The organism is Vibrio atypicus (assembly GCF_009811315.1).
In the GTDB taxonomy this organism is placed as follows: Bacteria; Pseudomonadota; Gammaproteobacteria; order Enterobacterales; family Vibrionaceae; genus Vibrio; species Vibrio atypicus.
In genome coordinates this window covers 104,272-124,209 of sequence record NZ_BLID01000002.1, presented here as the reverse complement: position 1 = coordinate 124,209, position 19,938 = coordinate 104,272, and the positions used below count along the sequence as shown (strand labels likewise).

The 19,938-nt window shown below is 44.2% G+C and carries 18 protein-coding genes and 1 tRNA gene; 12 read left to right on the top strand and 7 right to left on the bottom strand.

Going from position 1 to position 19,938, the window contains the following annotated elements; translation table 11 throughout:
• Positions 1-14: 14 nt before the first annotated feature.
• Together GVO60_RS05205 and GVO60_RS05200 are read left to right on the top strand one after the other, a co-directional pair.
• Positions 15-1,823 (top strand): DUF3413 domain-containing protein, encoded by a 1,809-nt coding sequence (locus GVO60_RS05205; protein ID WP_159651594.1) that lies wholly within the window; start codon positions 15-17, stop codon positions 1,821-1,823.
• 189 nt (positions 1,824-2,012) lie between these two features.
• A tRNA-Ser gene (locus GVO60_RS05200) sits at positions 2,013-2,103 on the top strand.
• Between the two features lie 135 nt (positions 2,104-2,238).
• Here GVO60_RS05200 and GVO60_RS05195 read toward each other — a convergent pair.
• Positions 2,239-3,180 carry a histone deacetylase family protein gene (locus tag GVO60_RS05195; protein ID WP_159651592.1) on the bottom strand — a complete coding sequence of 314 codons (942 nt, stop codon included), beginning with the start codon at positions 3,178-3,180 and terminating at the stop codon, positions 2,239-2,241.
• A 388-nt stretch (positions 3,181-3,568) separates the two neighbouring features.
• On the opposite strand from GVO60_RS05195, the gene GVO60_RS05190 reads away from it, so the two are divergent.
• From GVO60_RS05190 to GVO60_RS05180, 3 genes are all read left to right on the top strand, one after another.
• Complete coding sequence (locus GVO60_RS05190; protein WP_159651590.1) at positions 3,569-4,249, top strand: SDR family oxidoreductase; 681 nt, start codon at positions 3,569-3,571, stop codon at positions 4,247-4,249.
• 125 nt (positions 4,250-4,374) lie between these two features.
• A complete protein-coding gene (locus tag GVO60_RS05185; protein ID WP_159651588.1) occupies positions 4,375-4,908 on the top strand; it encodes a YbhB/YbcL family Raf kinase inhibitor-like protein in 534 nt (177 codons plus the stop codon).
• Positions 4,909-4,926: 18 nt separating this feature from the next.
• On the top strand, positions 4,927-5,706 hold the full coding sequence (locus GVO60_RS05180; RefSeq protein ID WP_159651586.1) for a helix-turn-helix transcriptional regulator: 780 nt from the start codon (positions 4,927-4,929) through the stop codon (positions 5,704-5,706).
• A gap of 7 nt (positions 5,707-5,713) precedes the next feature.
• Here GVO60_RS05180 and GVO60_RS05175 read toward each other — a convergent pair whose 3' ends face one another.
• The gene (locus GVO60_RS05175) at positions 5,714-7,678 is read right to left on the bottom strand and encodes a DNA topoisomerase III (RefSeq protein WP_159651584.1); all 1,965 of its coding nucleotides are present in this window, start codon (positions 7,676-7,678) and stop codon (positions 5,714-5,716) included.
• 107 nt (positions 7,679-7,785) lie between these two features.
• A complete protein-coding gene (locus GVO60_RS05170; protein ID WP_159651582.1) occupies positions 7,786-8,124 on the bottom strand; it encodes a Grx4 family monothiol glutaredoxin in 339 nt (112 codons plus the stop codon).
• A gap of 269 nt (positions 8,125-8,393) precedes the next feature.
• Here GVO60_RS05170 and sodB point away from each other — a divergent pair, with 269 nt between their 5' ends.
• The 3 genes from sodB to GVO60_RS05155 all read left to right on the top strand — a co-directional run bounded on the left by sodB (position 8,394) and on the right by GVO60_RS05155 (position 10,487).
• Positions 8,394-8,978, top strand: coding sequence for a superoxide dismutase [Fe] (gene sodB, locus GVO60_RS05165; RefSeq protein WP_159651580.1), 585 nt, complete (start codon positions 8,394-8,396; stop codon positions 8,976-8,978).
• 133 nt (positions 8,979-9,111) lie between these two features.
• Entirely contained in the window at positions 9,112-9,615 is a 504-nt protein-coding gene (locus GVO60_RS05160; protein WP_159651578.1) for a VC2046/SO_2500 family protein, read from the top strand.
• Positions 9,616-9,824: 209 nt separating this feature from the next.
• Positions 9,825-10,487 carry an SDR family oxidoreductase gene (locus GVO60_RS05155; protein ID WP_159651576.1) on the top strand — a complete coding sequence of 221 codons (663 nt, stop codon included), beginning with the start codon at positions 9,825-9,827 and terminating at the stop codon, positions 10,485-10,487.
• Positions 10,488-10,491: 4 nt separating this feature from the next.
• Here GVO60_RS05155 and GVO60_RS05150 read toward each other — a convergent pair whose 3' ends face one another.
• Positions 10,492-10,947, bottom strand: coding sequence for a low molecular weight protein-tyrosine-phosphatase (locus tag GVO60_RS05150; RefSeq protein WP_159652421.1), 456 nt, complete (start codon positions 10,945-10,947; stop codon positions 10,492-10,494).
• Positions 10,948-11,054: 107 nt separating this feature from the next.
• Between GVO60_RS05150 and cobO the strand changes: the two genes are divergently transcribed.
• The gene (cobO, locus tag GVO60_RS05145) at positions 11,055-11,660 is read left to right on the top strand and encodes a cob(I)yrinic acid a,c-diamide adenosyltransferase (protein WP_159651574.1); all 606 of its coding nucleotides are present in this window, start codon (positions 11,055-11,057) and stop codon (positions 11,658-11,660) included.
• A 79-nt stretch (positions 11,661-11,739) separates the two neighbouring features.
• On the opposite strand, the gene GVO60_RS05140 is transcribed toward cobO, so the two are convergent.
• The 3 genes from GVO60_RS05140 to apbC form a co-directional block, all read right to left on the bottom strand.
• The gene (locus GVO60_RS05140) at positions 11,740-13,845 is read right to left on the bottom strand and encodes an AsmA family protein (protein WP_159651572.1); all 2,106 of its coding nucleotides are present in this window, start codon (positions 13,843-13,845) and stop codon (positions 11,740-11,742) included.
• 154 nt (positions 13,846-13,999) lie between these two features.
• On the bottom strand, positions 14,000-14,641 hold the full coding sequence (gene udk, locus GVO60_RS05135) for a uridine kinase (RefSeq protein WP_159651570.1): 642 nt from the start codon (positions 14,639-14,641) through the stop codon (positions 14,000-14,002).
• Between the two features lie 249 nt (positions 14,642-14,890).
• Positions 14,891-15,964 (bottom strand): iron-sulfur cluster carrier protein ApbC, encoded by a 1,074-nt coding sequence (apbC, locus tag GVO60_RS05130; RefSeq protein ID WP_159651568.1) that lies wholly within the window; start codon positions 15,962-15,964, stop codon positions 14,891-14,893.
• Positions 15,965-16,119: 155 nt separating this feature from the next.
• Between apbC and metG the strand changes: the two genes are divergently transcribed.
• From metG to GVO60_RS05115, 3 genes are all read left to right on the top strand, one after another.
• Entirely contained in the window at positions 16,120-18,180 is a 2,061-nt protein-coding gene (gene metG / locus GVO60_RS05125) for a methionine--tRNA ligase (RefSeq protein WP_159651566.1), read from the top strand.
• 271 nt (positions 18,181-18,451) lie between these two features.
• Complete coding sequence (locus tag GVO60_RS05120; protein ID WP_159651564.1) at positions 18,452-19,267, top strand: hypothetical protein; 816 nt, start codon at positions 18,452-18,454, stop codon at positions 19,265-19,267.
• Positions 19,268-19,389: 122 nt separating this feature from the next.
• Positions 19,390-19,869 carry a YehS family protein gene (locus tag GVO60_RS05115; protein WP_159651562.1) on the top strand — a complete coding sequence of 160 codons (480 nt, stop codon included), beginning with the start codon at positions 19,390-19,392 and terminating at the stop codon, positions 19,867-19,869.
• Positions 19,870-19,938: the final 69 nt, after the last annotated feature.

Genomic DNA, 19,938 nt, shown 5'->3' with positions numbered 1-19,938 from the left:
AATAGAAAACATACATGGTAGATAGCGGAAATACATACGGCGAACGTGTATCACGTTTAGTGGGATGGGGGCATTGGTTTGCTTTCTTCAACATTATCGCAGCAATGTTGATTGGTACCCGTTATATCACTCAATCTCCTTGGCCAGAGACTCTATTAGGGCAGTTTTACCTCGCCACATCTTGGGTTGGTCATTTTGGCTTTCTTGTATTTGCTCTCTACCTGTTGGTTCTATTTCCTCTCACGTTTTTAGTCCCTTCTCGTAAGCTTTTTCGGTTACTCGCCGTCTGCTTCGCGACCGTAGGGTTAACACTACTACTCATTGATACCCAAGCGTATCAAACCATTAACTTGCACCTAACGCCGGTTGTTTGGGAAGTATTGTTTAGTGAGAAAAGCTCCGGAGTAAGCGCTGACCTTCAGCACTTATTCATCGTCATGCCTTTGATTTTTATGCTACAACTCGGTTTATCTGAGTGGGTATGGCGAAAACAACGCAAATTGTCCCATAAACATGTTGGGCGCCCCTTAGCCGCACTATTCTTTGTTAGCTTTATCTCAAGCCACTTAGTTTACGTTTGGGCAGATGCATATTTCTATAACCCTATCACTGCACAACGTGCCAACTTCCCACTGTCATACCCAATGACAGCTAAGTCTTTCATGGAAAGGCACGGCTTACTTGATAGAGAAGAATACCTGAAACGCCTTGAACAGAATCAAGAAGTTAACTCAGAGTTAGTCAGCTACCCTCTTGAAGAATTAGAATTTAGCCGTCGAGCAAATCCGTTAAATGTTTTAGTGGTGAGCGTAAACAACTTACGCGGCGACGCACTCAACAAAGACTGGATGCCTGCTGCAACTGGCTTTGCCGAGCAAAACCTGAACTTCACTAATCATTACAGCTCAAGTAACGATACATTTGGCGTCTTCGGTCTGTTTTATGGTCTGCCGAGCTCTTACGCACCAAGTATTAAGACTCAGGGTACGAAACCGATCATCATTAATACTTTATTAGATAAAGAGTACCAATTTGGCTTATTCAGCGGTGACAACTTTGATGACCCTATCTATGGTGAGTCTGTGTTCCGAGGCATGAAGTTTACTGGTATTCCATTTAATAAAGAGGTTTCTGCAGACAAGCAAGCGATTCAAGCTTGGTCTGATTGGGTCACCGAGCAAGGTGATAACACATGGTTTAGCTTTATTGAACTGACGACTCTCGATAACTTCAGTGCTTATGACAGTGACAATGAACAGTTAAGCGGCAACGAAAAACTTAAAGCTGGCTACAAAAAATCAGTTCAACAAGCTGACGAAGAGCTAGCCGATCTTTTTGCTCGAATCGAAGCACTAAATTTAAGTGAATCAACCGTTATTGTACTGACATCGAACCACGGTACAGAATTCAACGAAACCAATACCAATAGTTGGGGGGCTAATTCCAACTACAGTCGTTATCAGCTACAAGTACCTATGGTGATTCATTGGCCTGGTAAAGTGAACTCTGAGTACTCACACAGAACCAGTCATTTAGATCTTTCCGTCACCCTACTCCAAGATCTACTTGGTGTGTCATCTAACCCGAATGACTTCAGTAGTGGACGAAACCTATTTGACGAGCGTTCTCGTAAGTGGGTTTTGGCGGGCGACTCTCGTGAACTTGCTTTGATTACAACCAAGAACACGACTGTGATCGATAAGTTTGGTAACTACAAGCTGTACAATAATGACTACAAGCGTTTAAAAGATGAAAATCCAACACTTCCAGTGCTTATGCAAGGTTTAACGGAACTTCAACGCTTCTATACCAAGTCAAATTAAGTGAGCCTTACCATTAGAAAGAGAGCTTAGGCTCTCTTTTTTTGTTATCTAGACCAGAAAACACAACCCAAAAGGTTAATAAACAAGCACTTGAACTAAACAGCCTGTCCAAGCGCTCATTATTAAAGCAAACAGTAAAAATAGGGGTTTACAAGCTTTCTCAACCTCTATATTATTCGCTTCAACAACGGAGAGATGGCTGAGTGGTTGAAAGCACCGGTCTTGAAAACCGGCATACGTTAATAGCGTATCTAGGGTTCAAATCCCTATCTCTCCGCCACATTCAAAACCCTAGTCGAAAGACTGGGGTTTTCTCGTTTTTAAGCAGTGAAAGTCATGATTGGGATTTGGACAAATCCCTCCTTGAATGCAAGCCCAGCACTCCACCACATTTAGTAAAAAAGCCGCTAAGCAATTAGCGGCTTTTTTCGTTTTCAACAGCAAACACATCCACTGCTGCTTTAATCAATTGAGTGTGAATCGGTACTAAATCTTCATGGCGAGTTCGATAGCCACCACCAACTACGCAAGCAATCGGTAAACCCTTACTCTTAGCCAGTTCAAACATAAAGCGATCTCGTCGATAGATCCCTTCTGTCGATACCTTTAAATAGCCGAGTTCATCCTCTTGGTGGATATCAACCCCTGCGTCATAAATGATGATGTCTGGTTGATACAGATTCACCGCCATTTCCACCACTGATGTAAATGCGTCTAGAAACTCTTTATCACCCGTTTCTTTGGCTAATGGAACATCCAAGTCAGAGTCTGGTTTGCGTGCAGGGAAATTCTTATCGCAGTGAAATGAGAGCGTCACAATGTTTGCCTCCCCTTCACAAAGGGTGGCCGTACCATCCCCATGGTGAACATCACTATCAACAATCAGCACCTTATCGATACCTTCGAGACTAAGCGCACGCTTCGCGGCAAGGACTAAATCGTTAATCAAACAGAAACCGCTACCAAAATCGTAATGTGCGTGGTGATACCCACCACTTAGGTGAATGGCAACATCATATTTGAGCGATTGATTCACTGTATCGCATGTCCCACCAGCTGAAGTGAGCGTTCGGGTAATCAAGGCGTCACTCCAAGGAAAGCCAATACGGCGCATTTTGGGCGCAGGTAAACAACCGGATGTAAGCAAGTCAATGTAGCGCTCGCAGTGAACTTGACTCACACAAGCGCTCGTTAATGACACGGGCTCAACATAATGAAGGCACTCACTCCACAAGCGATTTTCCGCTCTTTCTTTCTCTATGGCCTCATAAAGTAGACGGTACTTATTGATCGGATAGCGGTGACCATCAGGTAGTGGAAGCTGCGAATAGATAGGGTGATAGATCAGTGGGATCATGATGTGATGAAATTAGAAAACCTGACATTATGGTAACAGCTTGACCAATGGATTTAAAATCAGTTAAATGATAATAATTATCACTTAATCAAGAACTATAATGAATCCATTTTTCTATTTAATATTGGGAGTCATTGTCGGTACAACTTCTGCTGCTCTCCTTTTCATCGCAATGATTTTATCTTCGTGGCTTATTATTAAGCACCTCATTCTATAAGTGATAAAAGCAGCTTTCTCCGACCTCACCTGTAATTATTTTACGGTTTATGAACCCTTTCACTATTTTGAAAGGGTTCATTCTGGTTAATGGGTGCGTTTATGTTGTTCCATTTATCGATAATTTTTTGCTAGGCTGTCAGTCACGTGCAGATTCATCACAAGGTCAACCATGAAAACCGTTTTAATCACTGGTGCCAACCGAGGCATCGGGCTAAGTCTCGTTAAACTCTATGTGCAACAAGGTTGGCAAGTCCACGCCACTTACCGAAGCGAATATAACGCGCAAGAACTGCTAAACCTTGGGCATCAACACCTAATATGTCATGAACTAGAAGTCACCGACTACCCTGCTGTTTCGACATTGGCAGAGCAATTACCTGCTATCGATTTGTTGATTAATAACGCTGGCTATTACGGACCAAAAGGTTACGGCTTTGGTAATACTGACGTCGACGAATGGCGCAAAGTATTTGAGATTAATAGTATCGCTCCGTTAAAACTCGTCGAAGCGCTATACCCTAACCTGCAGCAAGGACTGCTGAAGAAGATAGCCTGTCTTTCTTCCAAGGTCGGGAGCATGACGGAAAATACTTCTGGGGGTGGATATATCTACCGTTCATCCAAAGCGGCGCTGAACTCTGTAGTAAAAAGCCTGAGCAATGACCTAGCGCCCAATGGATTTACTGTCATCGCTCTTCACCCAGGTTGGGTGCAAACTGAAATGGGCGGACCAAATGCGCTGATTGATACCGAAACTTCGGCCAAGGGGCTAGCGCTAGTTATCGACTCTGTTGAACCTACTCACTCTGGTGAATTTATTAATTTTGATGGTACGCGTTTACCTTGGTAACATCCCCACCTAGACTTAAAGTATCAAAATAACTCAACCTTTGTTTTATATTGATACTTTATGTCAATCACGAGACTCCCTCTCTCGCTAAACTAGCTTCGAACTTAACAAGTAGGAGCACCAAAATGAAACCTTTAACTTTGACTCTTCTGACCACCGCAGTACTAACCTCTGGTATTGCGAATGCCTTTGATATCAGCAGTAAAGATATTCAAGAAGGTCACCCTATGGCGAAAACATTTGAATTCTCTAGTTGGGGCTGTGACGGAGGCAATGTCTCTCCTCAACTTCAGTGGAGCCATGCACCTGAAGGGACTAAAAGCTTTGCGATCACCGTTTTTGATCCAGATGCACCAACAGGTAGTGGTTTCTGGCATTGGATTGCTACAGACATCCCTGCGAGCGTTTCAGAACTGCCACGCGGTGTTAATATCAAAAAGCTCGGTGGCCAAGAGCATCGCATTGACTACGGTAGTGTAGGGTTTGGTGGCGCTTGTCCTCCTGAAGGTGATGGTATGCACCGTTACCAATTTACAGTGTGGGCACTGCCAAAAGCGAAATTAGGGCTAGATGCCAATACACCTGCAGCCGTTGTCGGTTTCACCTTGAACAGCATGGCGCTAGACAAAGCTAAACTGACTGCGACATATACTCGATAATAGAATTAGGGGGACGTGATGGGTCATCAATATCAAGTAACAACATTTAGAGCTCAGCAAGTACAAAAGCTCAGAAATGTCACCATTCACTCCCCTAGCTTGGTTCAAATTATATCGGGCAGCAAAAAACTGTTTTGGCTGGATAAAACCATCACGCTTTCACACCAGACTTTGCTCTTGTGTGAAGCTTCAAGCGCGCTTAGTTTTGAGAATATGCCGGAAAAAGGCCCGTTTTTATCGAGAGTATTTAGCTTTCATTCCTCACCGTCATTAAAGATGCTCAAGCTGAGTGAAATAAGAGGGCAGTCAAACACTCACCCTATCGTTAAGCAAGATAAAGCCTTACAAAGCAGTTTAGATGCTTTGGCCTCATTAGATCTTTCGACAATGAGCGAAGAAGCTCAGCATTTATGGGTTATGCCACTGTACCAGCAACTTGCCGAGCGAGGCGCACTCCACATCCTTTTTCCTCAGCAAGAAGCGCTGTTCAGCCAAAAACTCAGCCGTTACTTAGCCAAATCACCAGGGGAAGAACATGCGCTTGATGACGTCGCATCGCAATTTGCCGTAAGCCGAGCGACTTTGATTCGTAAGCTCAAGCAAGAAGGTATGCAGTATCGTGAATTACTTGCCGAAGTGCGTTTAAATCATGCATTGCAACTTATCCAAAGTGAACCTTGGACGACCATAGATTTGGCTCAAATGTGCGGTTATCGTTCTGAAGAACGATTTAGCCAACGCTTTAAAGGTAAGTTTGGTTTAACACCGAAAGAGTATATGAAAACCGTCCGACCATAAGAGTCAGTTAAGTGCTCTTTTTGCCTCTAGCATAGGTTTTCTTCGCTCCAGATTTGGCACTACTCCGCTTTTTACGTTTATAGGCTGGTCGCTCAACTTTAGGCAGATGGCGCAGAGACTCAGGCACCTCTCCTTGTTTTACTTGCCCCAACAAACCATCAATACGAGTTTGCAGGGAATCCATAAACGGCCCATACGCTTGATTTCGCTCTGCCATACCTTGTAATTGGTGTTCCCAATGAGCGGTCATATCAGGATAAGTTGATTCAGAAGGTAACGCATGGACAAGACCGCGTCCCGCTGGACTACTTAAAATAGACTTACCTTGACGAGTCAATAGTTGACGTTTAAATAAGGTATCTAAAATACCTGCGCGGGTTGCCTCTGTGCCTAATCCGTCGGTTTCTTTGAGAATTTTCTTCAGCTCTTTATCTTCTACAAACCGAGAAATACCTGTCATGGCTTGTAGCAGTGTCGCTTCAGTAAAGTGCTTCGGTGGCTCTGTTTTACGGTCTTTAATTTCCCCTTCACGACAGGTTAATACGCTTCCCTCGGGTAATGGAGGAACGGCGTCGACACCGGCGTCTTCATCATCCACTTTACCCATCAACTCTTTCCACCCAGCAGAAACTAACTGACGCCCTTTCGCTATAAACGCCCCACCAGCAATATCAAATACGAGCTTTGCTTCCGCATAAATAGCCGGTGGATAAAACTGCATCAGATACTGACGGGCAATCTGCTGATAGATTTTCATCTCGTTGCCGGACAGTCCGTTCACTGAAGCTTTCTTAGGCGTAGGAATAATGGCGTGGTGCGCATCGACTTTTTTGTCGTTCCAAGCCTTAGATTTCAAGCTTAGATCCGCCCCTTTCACTGCTTGGTTCAGTTCTGAGGCATTATTTGCAATAGCCTCACACACAACTCCAGCCTGCCCATAATGCTCTTTAGGTAAGTAACGGCTATCAGAACGAGGGTAAGTGATAAGCTTGTGCTTTTCATAGAGAGACTGACAGGTATCCAACACTTGCTGAGCACTCATACCAAAACGCTTAGCGGCGTCGATTTGTAATGCAGAAAGTGAATACGGAAGTGGTGCAGATTGCTTAGTTTGCTTTTGCTCTGATTCGACAACGTTAGCGGGTTGATTGGTGATACGGCTGGCAACATTCTCAACCAGCTTACGGTTTAGAACGCGCCCTTCCTCATCTTGATAAGGCTTACATGCCTCACTCGGTTTCCACCGCGCTCGAATATCAAAACTATTTGTACCGTCTTGATAAGGGATCAGCGCATGCAAAGTGAAGTAATCGCGGGGAACAAAGTTTTCGATCTCTTCATCTCGGCGCACGACCAAACCAAGCACAGGGGTTTGAACTCGTCCAACTGACAACACACCTTGATAACCAGCCTTTTGACCTAATAGTGTATAGGCACGAGACATATTCATCCCGTAAAGCCAGTCGGCGCGAGAGCGGGCCAGAGCAGAAACAGAAAGCGGAATAAATTCACGGTTGCTGCGCATCTGGCTCAGAGCTCGTTTCACTGCGGGTAAGTTTAAGTCACTGATCAACAATCGCTGCGTTGATTCTTTCTTGGCTTTGCTAACCTTACAGTAGTCAAGCACCTCATCCACCAGCAGCTGCCCCTCCCGATCTGGGTCTCCTGCATGGATGATCTGGTTCGATTCTTTAAGTAGCTTTCGCACTACGGTGAGCTGTTTACTGGCTGACTTTCTTGGTCTTAGCTGCCACTGATCTGGCACGATAGGTAAATCGGCTAAATTCCATTTTTTGTATCGGTCGTCATAGGCGTCGGGCTCCACTTGCTCTAACAAGTGGCCAATACACCACGTCACCACATCACCGTTACCACAACGAATAAAACCTTGGTCATTCTTTTTAGGGCCAGGCAATGCAGCGGCTATCGCTCGGCCAAGGCTTGGTTTTTCAGCAATAAAGAGACGGGACATAAAATAGGGTCAGATAGATACAATAAGGGCCACATTATCGAATGTGGCCCTTATAAATCAAGAAAAACTGTAAATTTACACAGTACTTTATTGCTAGAAAAAACCTATTAAGCTTCTTCGCCGCCTTCAGCACGTGCAGCTGCTTCTTTTACAAGCGGCTGTAGTTCACCTTTTTGGAACATCTCAATGATGATGTCGCAACCGCCGATTAGCTCACCTTCAACCCATAGTTGTGGGAAAGTTGGCCACTGTGCGTACGCTGGAAGCTCTGCACGGATATCAGGGTTTTGTAGAATATCTACGTAAGCGAACTTCTCGCCACAAGCCATAAGTGCTTGAGCAGCTTGAGAAGAGAAACCGCAGCTAGGCAGTTTTGGTGAACCCTTCATGTAAAGAAGAATTGTGTTTTCTGCGATTTGCTGTTTGATTTTATCGATAGTTTCCATTGCTTCCTCTTAATGGAGTTACTGCAAGTTATCCCGACATTCTAAACCATTGGTAGAGAATAAAAAGCCTATTATATATAGGGTTTTAGACCATAATGAAATTTCATATAGAAATTGCTTAGTGAAGCTTTTAATAAGGCAAAAAATTGCTAAACTAGAGCGCAAGTCAGCAAAATGACCATGACTTACGTTAAGTAATTCATGAATAACAAATACATTGGAAGCAATCGAAAGAGGCTCTCTCTTTCATATTAATGGAGAATCGAGCAATGGCATTTGAACTACCAGCTCTTCCTTACGCAAAAGACGCACTAGAACCACATATCTCAGCTGAGACTCTAGATTTCCACCACGGTAAACACCACAACACTTACGTAGTTAAGCTAAACGGTCTAATCCCTGGTACTGAGTTCGAAGGCAAAACGCTAGAAGAGATCGTTAAGACTTCTACTGGTGGCGTATTCAACAACGCAGCTCAAATCTGGAACCACACTTTCTACTGGCACTGTCTAGCGCCAAACGCAGGTGGTGAACCAACAGGCGCAGTTGCGGACGCAATCAACGCTGCATTCGGTTCTTTCGAAGAGTTCAAAGCGAAGTTCACTGATTCTGCAATCAACAACTTTGGTTCTTCTTGGACTTGGCTTGTGAAGAAGGCTGACGGTTCTCTAGAAATCGTTAACACTTCTAACGCAGCAACGCCTCTAACAGAAGAAGGTACTACACCACTTCTTACTGTTGACCTATGGGAACACGCTTACTACATCGATTACCGTAACGTTCGTCCAGATTACATGAATGGCTTCTGGGCTCTAGTTAACTGGGACTTCGTTGCAGAAAACCTAACAAAATAAATCCCTCCCCTAGGATTTAAAATTTAGTCGTTTAAAAAGCCAGCACTTAGCTGGCTTTTTTCTTTTCTAGTCAACAATTTCACTAAAGTTTCTCTGCCTTTCGTCGCTATAAAAGCATCAAACGAGGGCACGTATGCAAATCCATACTTTAGACAAAGCGAGCATTATCAACGAACTTCAGTTCGGCACAGGCATCAGCCACGCCGTGCATGAAGGGCGTCGTGCTGACTTTTCCCTCATCCTTTCAATGTTTTCTGATGATGTCCGCGACAACACGCCCGTAGAAAAAGTTGAACAAATTGATTCTACCGAAGCGATTCTGCGTAAGCGCTTTGAACTTCCTGAACCACAAGCACTGCGATCAGATCAAAGCTCTTACGATATATCAGCAACTCAAGCGCAACTGTTCCATCAAGGTGGGCTGCCAAGTGCTAAGTTGAGTCACTACCTGCAACCGGAAGTTCTCACCTACTTGCCAGAAGAGACGCACGACTTGCCTGAAGAGGTTTATCACAACTTATCGGGTCACCAACGCCGTAAACTTGGCGAGAAAGAACCAAAAGAGTTGATGCCAGCTGATTTATACAACCAGCTCATCACAGCACAACGCAATTTCCAGATTTCTGCACAAGCTTAGTGCAAGTTTTTTCTATTGAGATCACAAACTTGCTGTCTCAAATTTCTTATTCATTCAGTAACACACTTTCTTAGTGTGAAAGACCGCAAAGAAACGAGTTTTACTGTGTGAAGTAGTGTATTAATTTGAGCTCATTCACAACTTAGTCACAGCTAATCTACCATGCTATGTGGACAAATCTTGTTCGATTGGTCATAGGGGAAACGCCAATGAAAATAAATAGCTCAGTGGTGTTAGTGACATCAGCTGGCTCTCAGCTTGGCAGTACAATGGCTTGCCACTTCGCGTCTCTTGGAGCGACAGTCATCTTGTGCGACAAGGAAACGCCGCAGTTAATGCATGCTTATAAGCTGTGCTGCGAAGTTTCGGATGATATCTACCAATTCCCTATTCCTGACCACTCTTTAGACTCGACTCAAGCGTTATTCGAATTCATTGATCGCCAGATACACCGTTCCCCCGATGTGCTGATCAATGCGATTACAGTGCAGGCTATGCCAAACATATTCGACCAGTCAGCAAGTGATGTCTTTACCCAACGTTTATCGTTAATGGCCGCCACTCTATTTACTTTTGGTCAAGCGACAGCAGAACGTATGAGAGAAGAAAAGAAGAACGGCGTGATCGTTAATGTCATCTCTCATCAGGATTACCAAGATTTATCCGGATTAGATAACGCGACTTCTATGGTGGCAGGTTTTACCCAAAGTTGGGCTAAGCAGCTCACGCCATTTAATATCCGTGTCGGTGGGGTTGTACCTGGTGTTGAACATGACTCAATGCATTGGGCAGAAATTCAAGACGAGCTGATTCGAAACACTGAATATATTGTCTCGAATGATTATTTCAGCGGCCGCGTGATGGCGGCCTAATCACTTACCATACCTGTTTGAGGATGGCCTCACTGGCATCCTCAATTAAGTCCAACACCAGTTCAAAGCCATTATCACCACCATAGTAAGGATCAGGTATCTCTTCGTATCCTGAATCAACATAACTCAAAAATAGCTTCAATTTGTGCTTTTGATGTTCTGGGCACTGCGCATCCAAATCGGCTAAATTTGCTCTATCTGCAGCTAAAATGAGGTCAAAGTCGTCAAAATCACTCGCAACCACCTTCCTAGATCGTATCCCTCGGAACGAATAGCCACGTTTCTCCCCCGCCGCTTTTGAACGAGGATCCGGTGGATTACCTTGGTGATAACCAATAGTGCCTGCTGAATCGACTTCAACATTGACATCCAACTCAGACGCCTTAGCCCTCAAAATCGCCTCTCCTGTTGGAGAACGACAAATATTACCCATACAGACTACTAAAATTCTCTTTGTCATCATGTCATCGCTATTTTTATCGCTTTTCCCTTAATAACCTAAGGTGTTTGCAATGGAACGGTTGCGTTATGATAGACATAGAATTATGAAATAAAAAAGGATTTACCATGACCACTGAGAGCAACAAAGAAGCGCGTCACAAAGCAAGACAGCAAAAAGTGAAAGAGCAAGTCGATGAAAAAATCGCCGCTGCGCAAGAGGAAAAAGGGTTATTGCTCATCATAACTGGCAATGGTAAAGGTAAATCGACATCAGGATTCGGCACTGTCGCTCGCGCGGTTGGGCACGGGTTAAAATGCTCTGTGGCTCAATTTATCAAAGGCACTTGGGACAATGGCGAGCGTAACTTGCTTGAAAAGCTTGGCGTTGAATTCCAAGTTATGGCAACGGGTTTTACTTGGGAAACGCAAAACAAAAGTGCCGATACAGAATCTGCTCAACTAGTTTGGCAAGAATGTAAACGCATGCTGCAAGACGAGTCCATCGATGTTGTTCTATTCGACGAGCTTACTTATATGGTCAGCTATGGTTATATCGACTTAGATGAAGTGGTGGAAGCCTTAAATAACCGACCAAAAATGCAGTCCGTCGTTATCACAGGACGAGGCGCGCATCGCACTCTGATTGAAATGGCAGATACCGTTTCTGAAGTGAAGAATGTTAAGCACGCTTTCGAGTCAGGCATAAAAGCGCTGAAGGGCGTGGATTGGTAATAACCTTCGGACCAATAAAAATGGCGCTATCACTAGCGCCATTTTTGTCTCTTCCGATAGAAAAAACCAATGAGAATCGTTAGTTAAACAGCCCCTTAATCAAGCTATTCACCGCCTCTTTAGTCTTTTCATCTTTAATTTTATCAGTCAGTTTCTCAACACCGCGATCGATCTCTTTTTCAGCCTTTTGCTTTAAGACATCATCAAATACAAGCTTGTACTTAGGTTTTGACCACTTACCAGAAATATTGACAGGAATCGTCACGTCTCTCAGCTCGCTGATGTCTTTACCGCCCTGTCCTTCAAGCGAACCAACAATTGAAGTACTGATGGTAAAGTCTACCGTTTGCTTGATGTAGTTAGCATCACCTTTACCACGAATGCGCAGCAATGGTGATTGCATGGTCAAATCATTGGTTGAAACATTGCCTTTATCCAACTTCAACGTTGCTTTCATCGCGCTAAAGTCAGTTTTCTGAACGCCTTCCGTTTCATCAAACTTCTCGCCTTTAATCTTGGCGTAGTTTTCACGAATCAGTTGCGCGACATTAATACCATTAACGGCACCATCAGCAAAATTGATGGCAACAGTACCGACTAGATTACTTTGAATACCTGTTGGCGTTAGGCTCTTACCTTTAACATCAACATTGATATTACCAGTGCCTTCTAGCATGTCGTTGTCGGCAACGTCTTTAAGTAAAGGCTGAACATGAACATCTTTTACGCGATTATGAACCGTGTACGACGCCGGAGTTTTACGTGCGTCTAGCTTAGCTTTAGCAGAGATAGAGCCTTGATACAGCTTAGAACTAAAGGAGGTCAGCTCTGCAATACCACGATTCACATAGAAGCTCGCTTTCACGTCCTGCATGTGAGCGTTGCTCGCCTTAAACTTATCGATGGTGATATCACCTTTCACATCAAGCGTTTTCAGTGCTGTTAGATCAGGCTCCACTTCCGCTTGCGGTGCAGACTCTTTCGAATCATCTTGCTCACCTTTTGCTTCACCAGTGGCCTCTTTAGCTTTGTCCAAACCAAGAAACGCATCTAGGTCAATATCAGGGCTATGTAAAGCAAAACGCACTTTTGGGATATCAGCGAGAGTGATGTCCGCTTTGCCATCAAAGGCTAGTGCATTGGCAGTCAGTTTTTCTAATACAAAGCTTAGGTGGCTCTTATTCATATCAAAGGAAAGATCCGAAGCCATATCAACTTTCATTGGCGATTGAGGTAGAGAGTCCCCTTCAAATTGCGCATCTAATGTCAGTTGATTTAACGTTACTTTGCTGAGCGCCTTATCAACGGTTAATGAACCTTGGCCTTGCATTTCAATCGCTAGGCCGGCTGCGTTGCCTTTCAATTGGTAACCCAGTTGGTTGGCTTTATCGAACTCAAACGTATCTAGAGTCAGCTTGATGGTATCCATTTTTGTCGCTGGGTCACTAAAGCTGCTGTCGAGTTCAATATTACGCAGTGAGTATTGAGCAAAACCTTTCGCTAGCTTGAATTCAGCGTGGCCTTCAGCACCGAATTTCTGCTGATTCGCTTCACCTTTAGCACCAAAATCTGCAGTTACCCATTGGTCAAAAGCAAATTCTGACAAACTCAGATTCACGTCATATAGCTTGGTAAAACTGTTTGCTTGAAAGTCCTGAATCTCAACAGCCGCATTAGAAATAGAAATCCCTGCCAGGTTAATACTCCAGTCAGATGCTGGGGCTTCAGAAGTCGTCGCTGGCATGTTTTCTGTCGAGGTGGCCGTTGTGGCTGTTTCCGCAGGTTCAGATTGCGCTTGAGTCAATACATCAATGTTCTTACGACCATCTTTTAGCGTTTCAATAGAAACTTCAGCACCATCTAAGACGATATTGCCAATTTCTAGCTGCTTGCTAAACAAAGGAGTCACAGAGACATCAATAACAACGCTATCAACCTTAAAGATATTTAACTTGCTAAAGCCTTCAGGGTTACGTAGCTCGGTTTTACCTAATTCAAAACCAATCGACGGGAAGAATTGCCAGCTGATATCGCCATCAACCACCAAATCAAGACCTGTTTGAGTCTTTGCTTGTTCAACAATCAGTGGCTTAAATTGATTCGGGTTAACCAGCAGAACCAGTGCCAAAATCGCACCGACAATAGCAATGACGGGGATTGCTACAAAAAGGAACAGTTTCTTCATTAGCATTATCCTTGCTCTTTGAGTTTCTTGATGTTTGAGATGCAACACCAAGTATAAATGATCGCTCTTAGTTTCTGAGGACCATAAAAAAGAAAGTGGCACCTAAAGTGCCACTTCTTTCTTAAAAAATAAAGTCTATCAGCTTGCTAGAGGCTTAAGCTTTCAGAAGTTTTGCAATGTGAGCTTTTAGAACATCAATTGCAATGCGGTTTTTACCACCACGAGGAACAATAATGTCTGCGTATTGTTTCGATGGCTCAATAAACTGCATAAACATTGGACGAACGGTTTCTTGGTACTGCTTCAATACCGAGTCCATTGTACGGCCGCGCTCTTCAACATCACGCTTAACACGGCGGAGTAGACAGATATCCAGCGGCGTATCCATAAATACTGTTGCGTGCATTAGGTTACGCAGGCGAGGATCTGTTAGAAGAAGAATACCTTCAAGAATGATCACTTTTTTAGGTGTCATTGTTGTGGTGTTGTCCGTACGGGTATGGTCTGTGTAGCTGTACTCCGGTACTTCTACCGCTTGACCTTTCACTAACTTCTCTAGGTGATCACATAGCAGATCATGATCCAGTGCGCTCGGGTGGTCATAGTTAGTTTTTACGCGCTCATCCATGCTCAGGTGGCTTTGGTCGTTGTAGTAGCAATCTTCCGTAATCACACCAATTTGATGATCGCCCACTTTCTCACGCAGCTCGTTGTAAATTGTGCTTGCGATTAAACTTTTTCCAGAAGCAGACGCGCCAGCAATACCGACGATGACGCATTGATTATTATCAGACATTATTCTTGCACCCGATGAATTTGATTGGTGTCATATGCTAATACTAGCAGTGCTCACTATTATGAGTCCTGTGTATTAAGACAAATTTAGGTAAACCGCCTGATTATAGGGAGTTCAGCGACCAGTTGCCAGTCGCGATTGCCGTCAATTATAGAATTGGAATAAATGAATTTTGCGCAATCGATTACACGAAATAAGAATAAAAATGGGCGCTCAAAAAGCACCCATTTTTGCCAAAAGAAAGCGTGGCTACTCTACCATAGTAAACTGAATTGAATCTGGTTTAGTCTTTCCGTGCCAATATAAACGTGAACAGACGGCTTCAGCTAACGCCAAATACTGGTGCGTATGCTCCGATTCCGGTCTAGCGACCACGGTTGGACAACCTTTATCAATATCTTCACGCATTTCAATGTGCAGTGGGATTTGAGCAAGCAGATCGAGTCCGTACTCTTGTGACATTTTTTCTGCGCCACCCGCACCAAAAATATGCTCTTTGCCCCCGCAGTGGCTACATATGTGATAGCTCATGTTTTCAACCACACCCACTACCGGTACTTCGACCTTATTAAACATCGCCGCCCCTTTACGAGCATCCGCCAATGCTAAATCTTGTGGTGTCGTTACAATCACCGCCCCCGTTACAGGCACCTGCTGAGCCAAGGTAAGTTGAATATCCCCTGTGCCCGGCGGCATATCAATAATCAGGTAATCGAGTTCTGGCCACTCAGTTTCATTGAGAAGTTGCGCCAATGCTTTGGCTGCCATAGGGCCGCGCCAGATCGCCGCTTCATCCTTAGAGACCAAATAGCCAATAGAATGAGTGTAGATACCGTGCGAGGCAATTGGCTGCATCCACTTATTATCTCGCACCTCTGGTTGAGCATTTTGCTGACCGAGCATTATTGGTACAGAAGGTCCGTATATATCCGCATCTAACAAGCCAACGCGCGCGCCGGATTGAGCAATTGCCAACGCTAAGTTAACCGAAGTGGTCGACTTACCCACGCCTCCTTTCGCAGAGGTGACCGCGATAATGTTTTTCACCCCTTTCACCTGCGCGGCTACATTGGCTTCCAATGTTTTAGGAGCAACCTCTATCTCGCATGCAAATGACGCTACGTCACCCGCTGCTTGTTGGGTTGAAATCCAGCTTGATAAATCCTCAACCAAACCTTTTGCCGCAAAAGGAATTGATATCTTAAAACCACTGGCTTCGACAGAGATGATATTTGCAGCTGATGCCCAGTCAGAGGCGAGGCTTGGGTGCTCAAATTGGTTTAACCAATCACAAAAATCTTGTTTTGAAGTGAACTGACGCATAGGTCCTCCTTATGCATCTAATCGTAACACTCCACCAGCCTAGACTGAACCCTGAAAAAACTAGGGTTTCCCATATTGGAAGCCTTGGAGTCACTGGTGGGATAAGGTAGTATTACTCTCTATTTTTTATACATCATTAGAAGCGAATATTAAGTATGGCGACTGATCCAAGAAAACTACTGGTCACTTGTGCCCTTCCGTACGCTAACGGTTCGATTCACCTAGGTCATATGCTGGAACACATTCAAGCAGATATCTGGGTTCGCTACCAACGCCTACGTGGCAACACTGTAAACTTCATCTGTGCTGACGATGCTCACGGCACGCCAATCATGCTAAAAGCACAACAGATGGGTATTACGCCAGAAGAGATGATCGCTGCAGTAAGTGAAGAGCACCAAAAAGACTTCGCTGGCTTCGATATTAGCTTCGATAACTACCACAGCACACACTCTGAAGAGAACCGTGAGCTGGCTTCACACATCTACCTAGAGCTTAAGAAAAACGGTTTCATTTCTAGCCGTACTATTTCTCAGCTATTTGACCCAGAAAAAGAGATGTTCCTACCGGATCGTTTCGTAAAAGGTACCTGTCCTAAGTGTAAGTCAGAAGACCAATACGGTGACAACTGTGATAACTGTGGCGAGACGTACAGCCCAACTGAACTGATTGATCCTAAATCAGCAGTATCTGGCGCAACTCCAGTAATGAAGGATTCAGAGCACTTCTTCTTCGACCTGCCTCAGTTTGAAAGCATGCTACAAGAGTGGACTCGTTCAGGCTCACTTCAATCTGAAACAGCGAACAAGATGCAAGAGTGGTTCGAGTCTGGTCTACAACAGTGGGATATCTCTCGTGATGCGCCTTACTTCGGCTTCGAAATCCCAGGCGAGAAGAACAAATTCTTCTACGTATGGCTAGATGCACCAGTTGGCTACATGGCTTCATTTAAGAACCTATGTAACAAAACTGAAGGTCTAGACTTCGATGAGTACTGGAAGAAAGACAGCACAACTGAGCTTTACCACTTCATCGGTAAAGACATCGTCTACTTCCACTCTCTATTCTGGCCAGCAATGCTTGAAGGCTCTGGTTTCCGTAAGCCAAACAACGTATTCGTACACGGCTACGTAACGGTAAACGGCGCGAAGATGTCTAAGTCTAAAGGCACATTCATCAAGGCGGCAACATACCTAGATCACCTAGATCCAGAGTGTTTACGTTACTACTACGCAGCGAAACTGAACAGCCGTATCGATGACCTAGATCTTAACCTTGAAGACTTCACTCAGCGCGTTAACGCTGACGTAGTAAACAAGATTGTTAACCTAGCTTCACGTAACGCTGGCTTCATCTCTAAGCGTTTTGAAGGCAAGCTATCGGCTAACTTCGCAGAAACTGAGCTATACAACGAGTTCGCTGCAGCGGCTGACCGCATCGCAGAGCTTTACGAAACTCGTGAATTTGGCCGTGCTATCCGTGAAATCACTGCACTAGCAGACAAAGCAAACCAATACGTTGATGAAAAAGCACCGTGGGTTGTGGCGAAAGAAGAAGGTAAAGACCAAGAGCTACAAGACATCTGTTCTGTTGGTATCAACCTATTCCGCGTTCTAATGACATACCTAAAACCAGTGATGCCAGAGCTTGCTGCGCGTACTGAAGCGTTCCTAAACGAAACGCTAACTTGGGAAGGCATTGCAGCGCCACTGACTGATCACGAGATCACTAAGTTCAAAGCTCTGTTCAACCGTATCGACCCTAAGAAGGTTGAAGCGATGATTGAAGCTTCTAAAGAAGATGCAGCAGCAGAAGTTGCAGCGAAAGAAGCGGCAGAAGCAGCAAAGAACAAAGCAAGCCAAACTGAGCTAGATAAAGAACCAATCGCAGAAGAGATTGAATTTGACGCTTTCGCTGCAGTAGATATGCGTATCGCACGTATCATCTCTTGTGAAGAAGTGCCAAAAGCAAACAAACTGCTTAAGTTCCAACTCGATATCGGTGGTGAAACTCGTCAAGTGTTCTCTGGCATCAAGTCGGCGTACAAACCAGAAGATCTTGAAGGCAAACTGACTGTGATGGTGGCTAACCTTAAGCCGCGTAAGATGAAGTTTGGTATGTCTGAAGGCATGATTCTAGCAGCGGGCCCTGGTGGCAGTGAGCTATGGATCCTTGAGCCGCATGAAGGTGCTCAACCTGGTATGCGCGTGATGTAATCATCACTGATAAATTTAAGCCCCTAGAACAGCAATGCTCTAGGGGCTTTTTCTTCTCGATAGCAATATCGTATAGATTCCACAAGGCAATCATTCCTTCCTCTAACAATCACACGGACACTTTATATCCCAGAAGCTGGGCGGCATATGCACCAACACAGCTCACGCCAACTCAATCGCAAACTTAACTAATTGATTTTATTAACCATCTGTTTTTGGCATATTTATCGCTCTACTCCTTTAGAGGTAACAAGCACGAAAGGAGTTGGCTATGTTTGTTCTAATTTCACTTATTTTCTCATGCGCGATTTTGGCTGCACTATTTCACTATTCAAAAAAGCGCCAAACGATCTTACAGCGTAAGTTTGAAACTCTCGTTTTACTTAGGCAGTTACTTGGGCTTTGTCGAGAGCACCGTCAATTGACTCATCGCGCTCTTAGTGACTCGGTGAACGATCAACAATTAAAAACAATCAATACACTCTATGAAGAGTTGGTTCGATGTTCGGATCATTTGGTTTCGATCGCACCGTTCGATAATCGCCCTATGTATCGAATATTCCAGTTAAAGCTAAAAGCAATGCACAACGACTGGCATGAGCACAACATCAGCCGCAATCAAATTGTGCACGGTAAAACGATTCGTCACTGTATGTTCTTAATGGATGAAATCGCCATCGCTTGGCTAATTGAATCTGAGCGAGAAGATCTTAACGACGAATACCACTTAAACTGGCAGCAAGTTTTAGACAGCATGGAAGTGCTCACCCAATTACAGATTTGTATTCCAGAAAGCAGATCGACGGATGGATTCCTACGTTTGAAGTTCTATTGTGATAAAACAAGACGAAAGCTCAATCAGCTTTCATTAATCAGTCCGTTATCAATCGCCTCTCCAAACGGTATTGATGCCATTCACCAATTAGCAGAGCTATCTTCTGCTGAATCACTAACACTCGAGGATGAGGAGCTATATCTAATCACCAGTGACATTTCTGCAGTGATTGCACAAGTATATGATCAAATGTTGTCTGATATGTCTGAGAGCCTTTATTTGCCGCTGCCTAAGATCTCATATGCGTATTGAAAAGACTATCAGGGCACGTTCGAGTGCCCTTTGTTTTATTGCTGTCGCCTAGCTCGCATCTCTGTTAAAGTCGCCGTCAAATATACCTTATTAAACCAGACCTTCACTAAAGAGCAGATCCTGTGACTAACAATGAAATCTTACGTCGTATCCAGCATTCACTGAATTTGAAAAACACCCAAATTATCAAAGCTTTTGAGCAAGCAGATACAACGGTTGCCCCTAACCAAGTCAATGATTGGCTAAAAGCAGACTCAGATAAGTCTGTGACCAAGATGAAGGACAAAGAGCTTGCTCTGTTTCTAAATGGTTTCATCAACCTAAAGCGTGGCAAGAAGGAAGGTGAACAGCCTAAGCCGGAGCAATCACTGACCAACAACATGATTTTCATGAAGCTACGTATTGCTCTAAATATGAAAGCAGAAGATGTGTTGGATGTACTCGAAGTGATTGGTGTTAGCCTGAGCAAATATGAAATTGGCGCTTATTTCCGTAAGCCAAACAACAAGAACTACAAAGCATGTGAAGACCAATTGCTGTGTGATTTCTTAAGCGGCGTCCAGTTCACTAATCGTCCTGATTCAGAAGAGTTTATCGCTTAAGCGTCTGCTCTTCTCCCTAGATACAAAAAAACCTCAACTGGGTCGTCCCAATTGAGGTTTTTTCTTTAT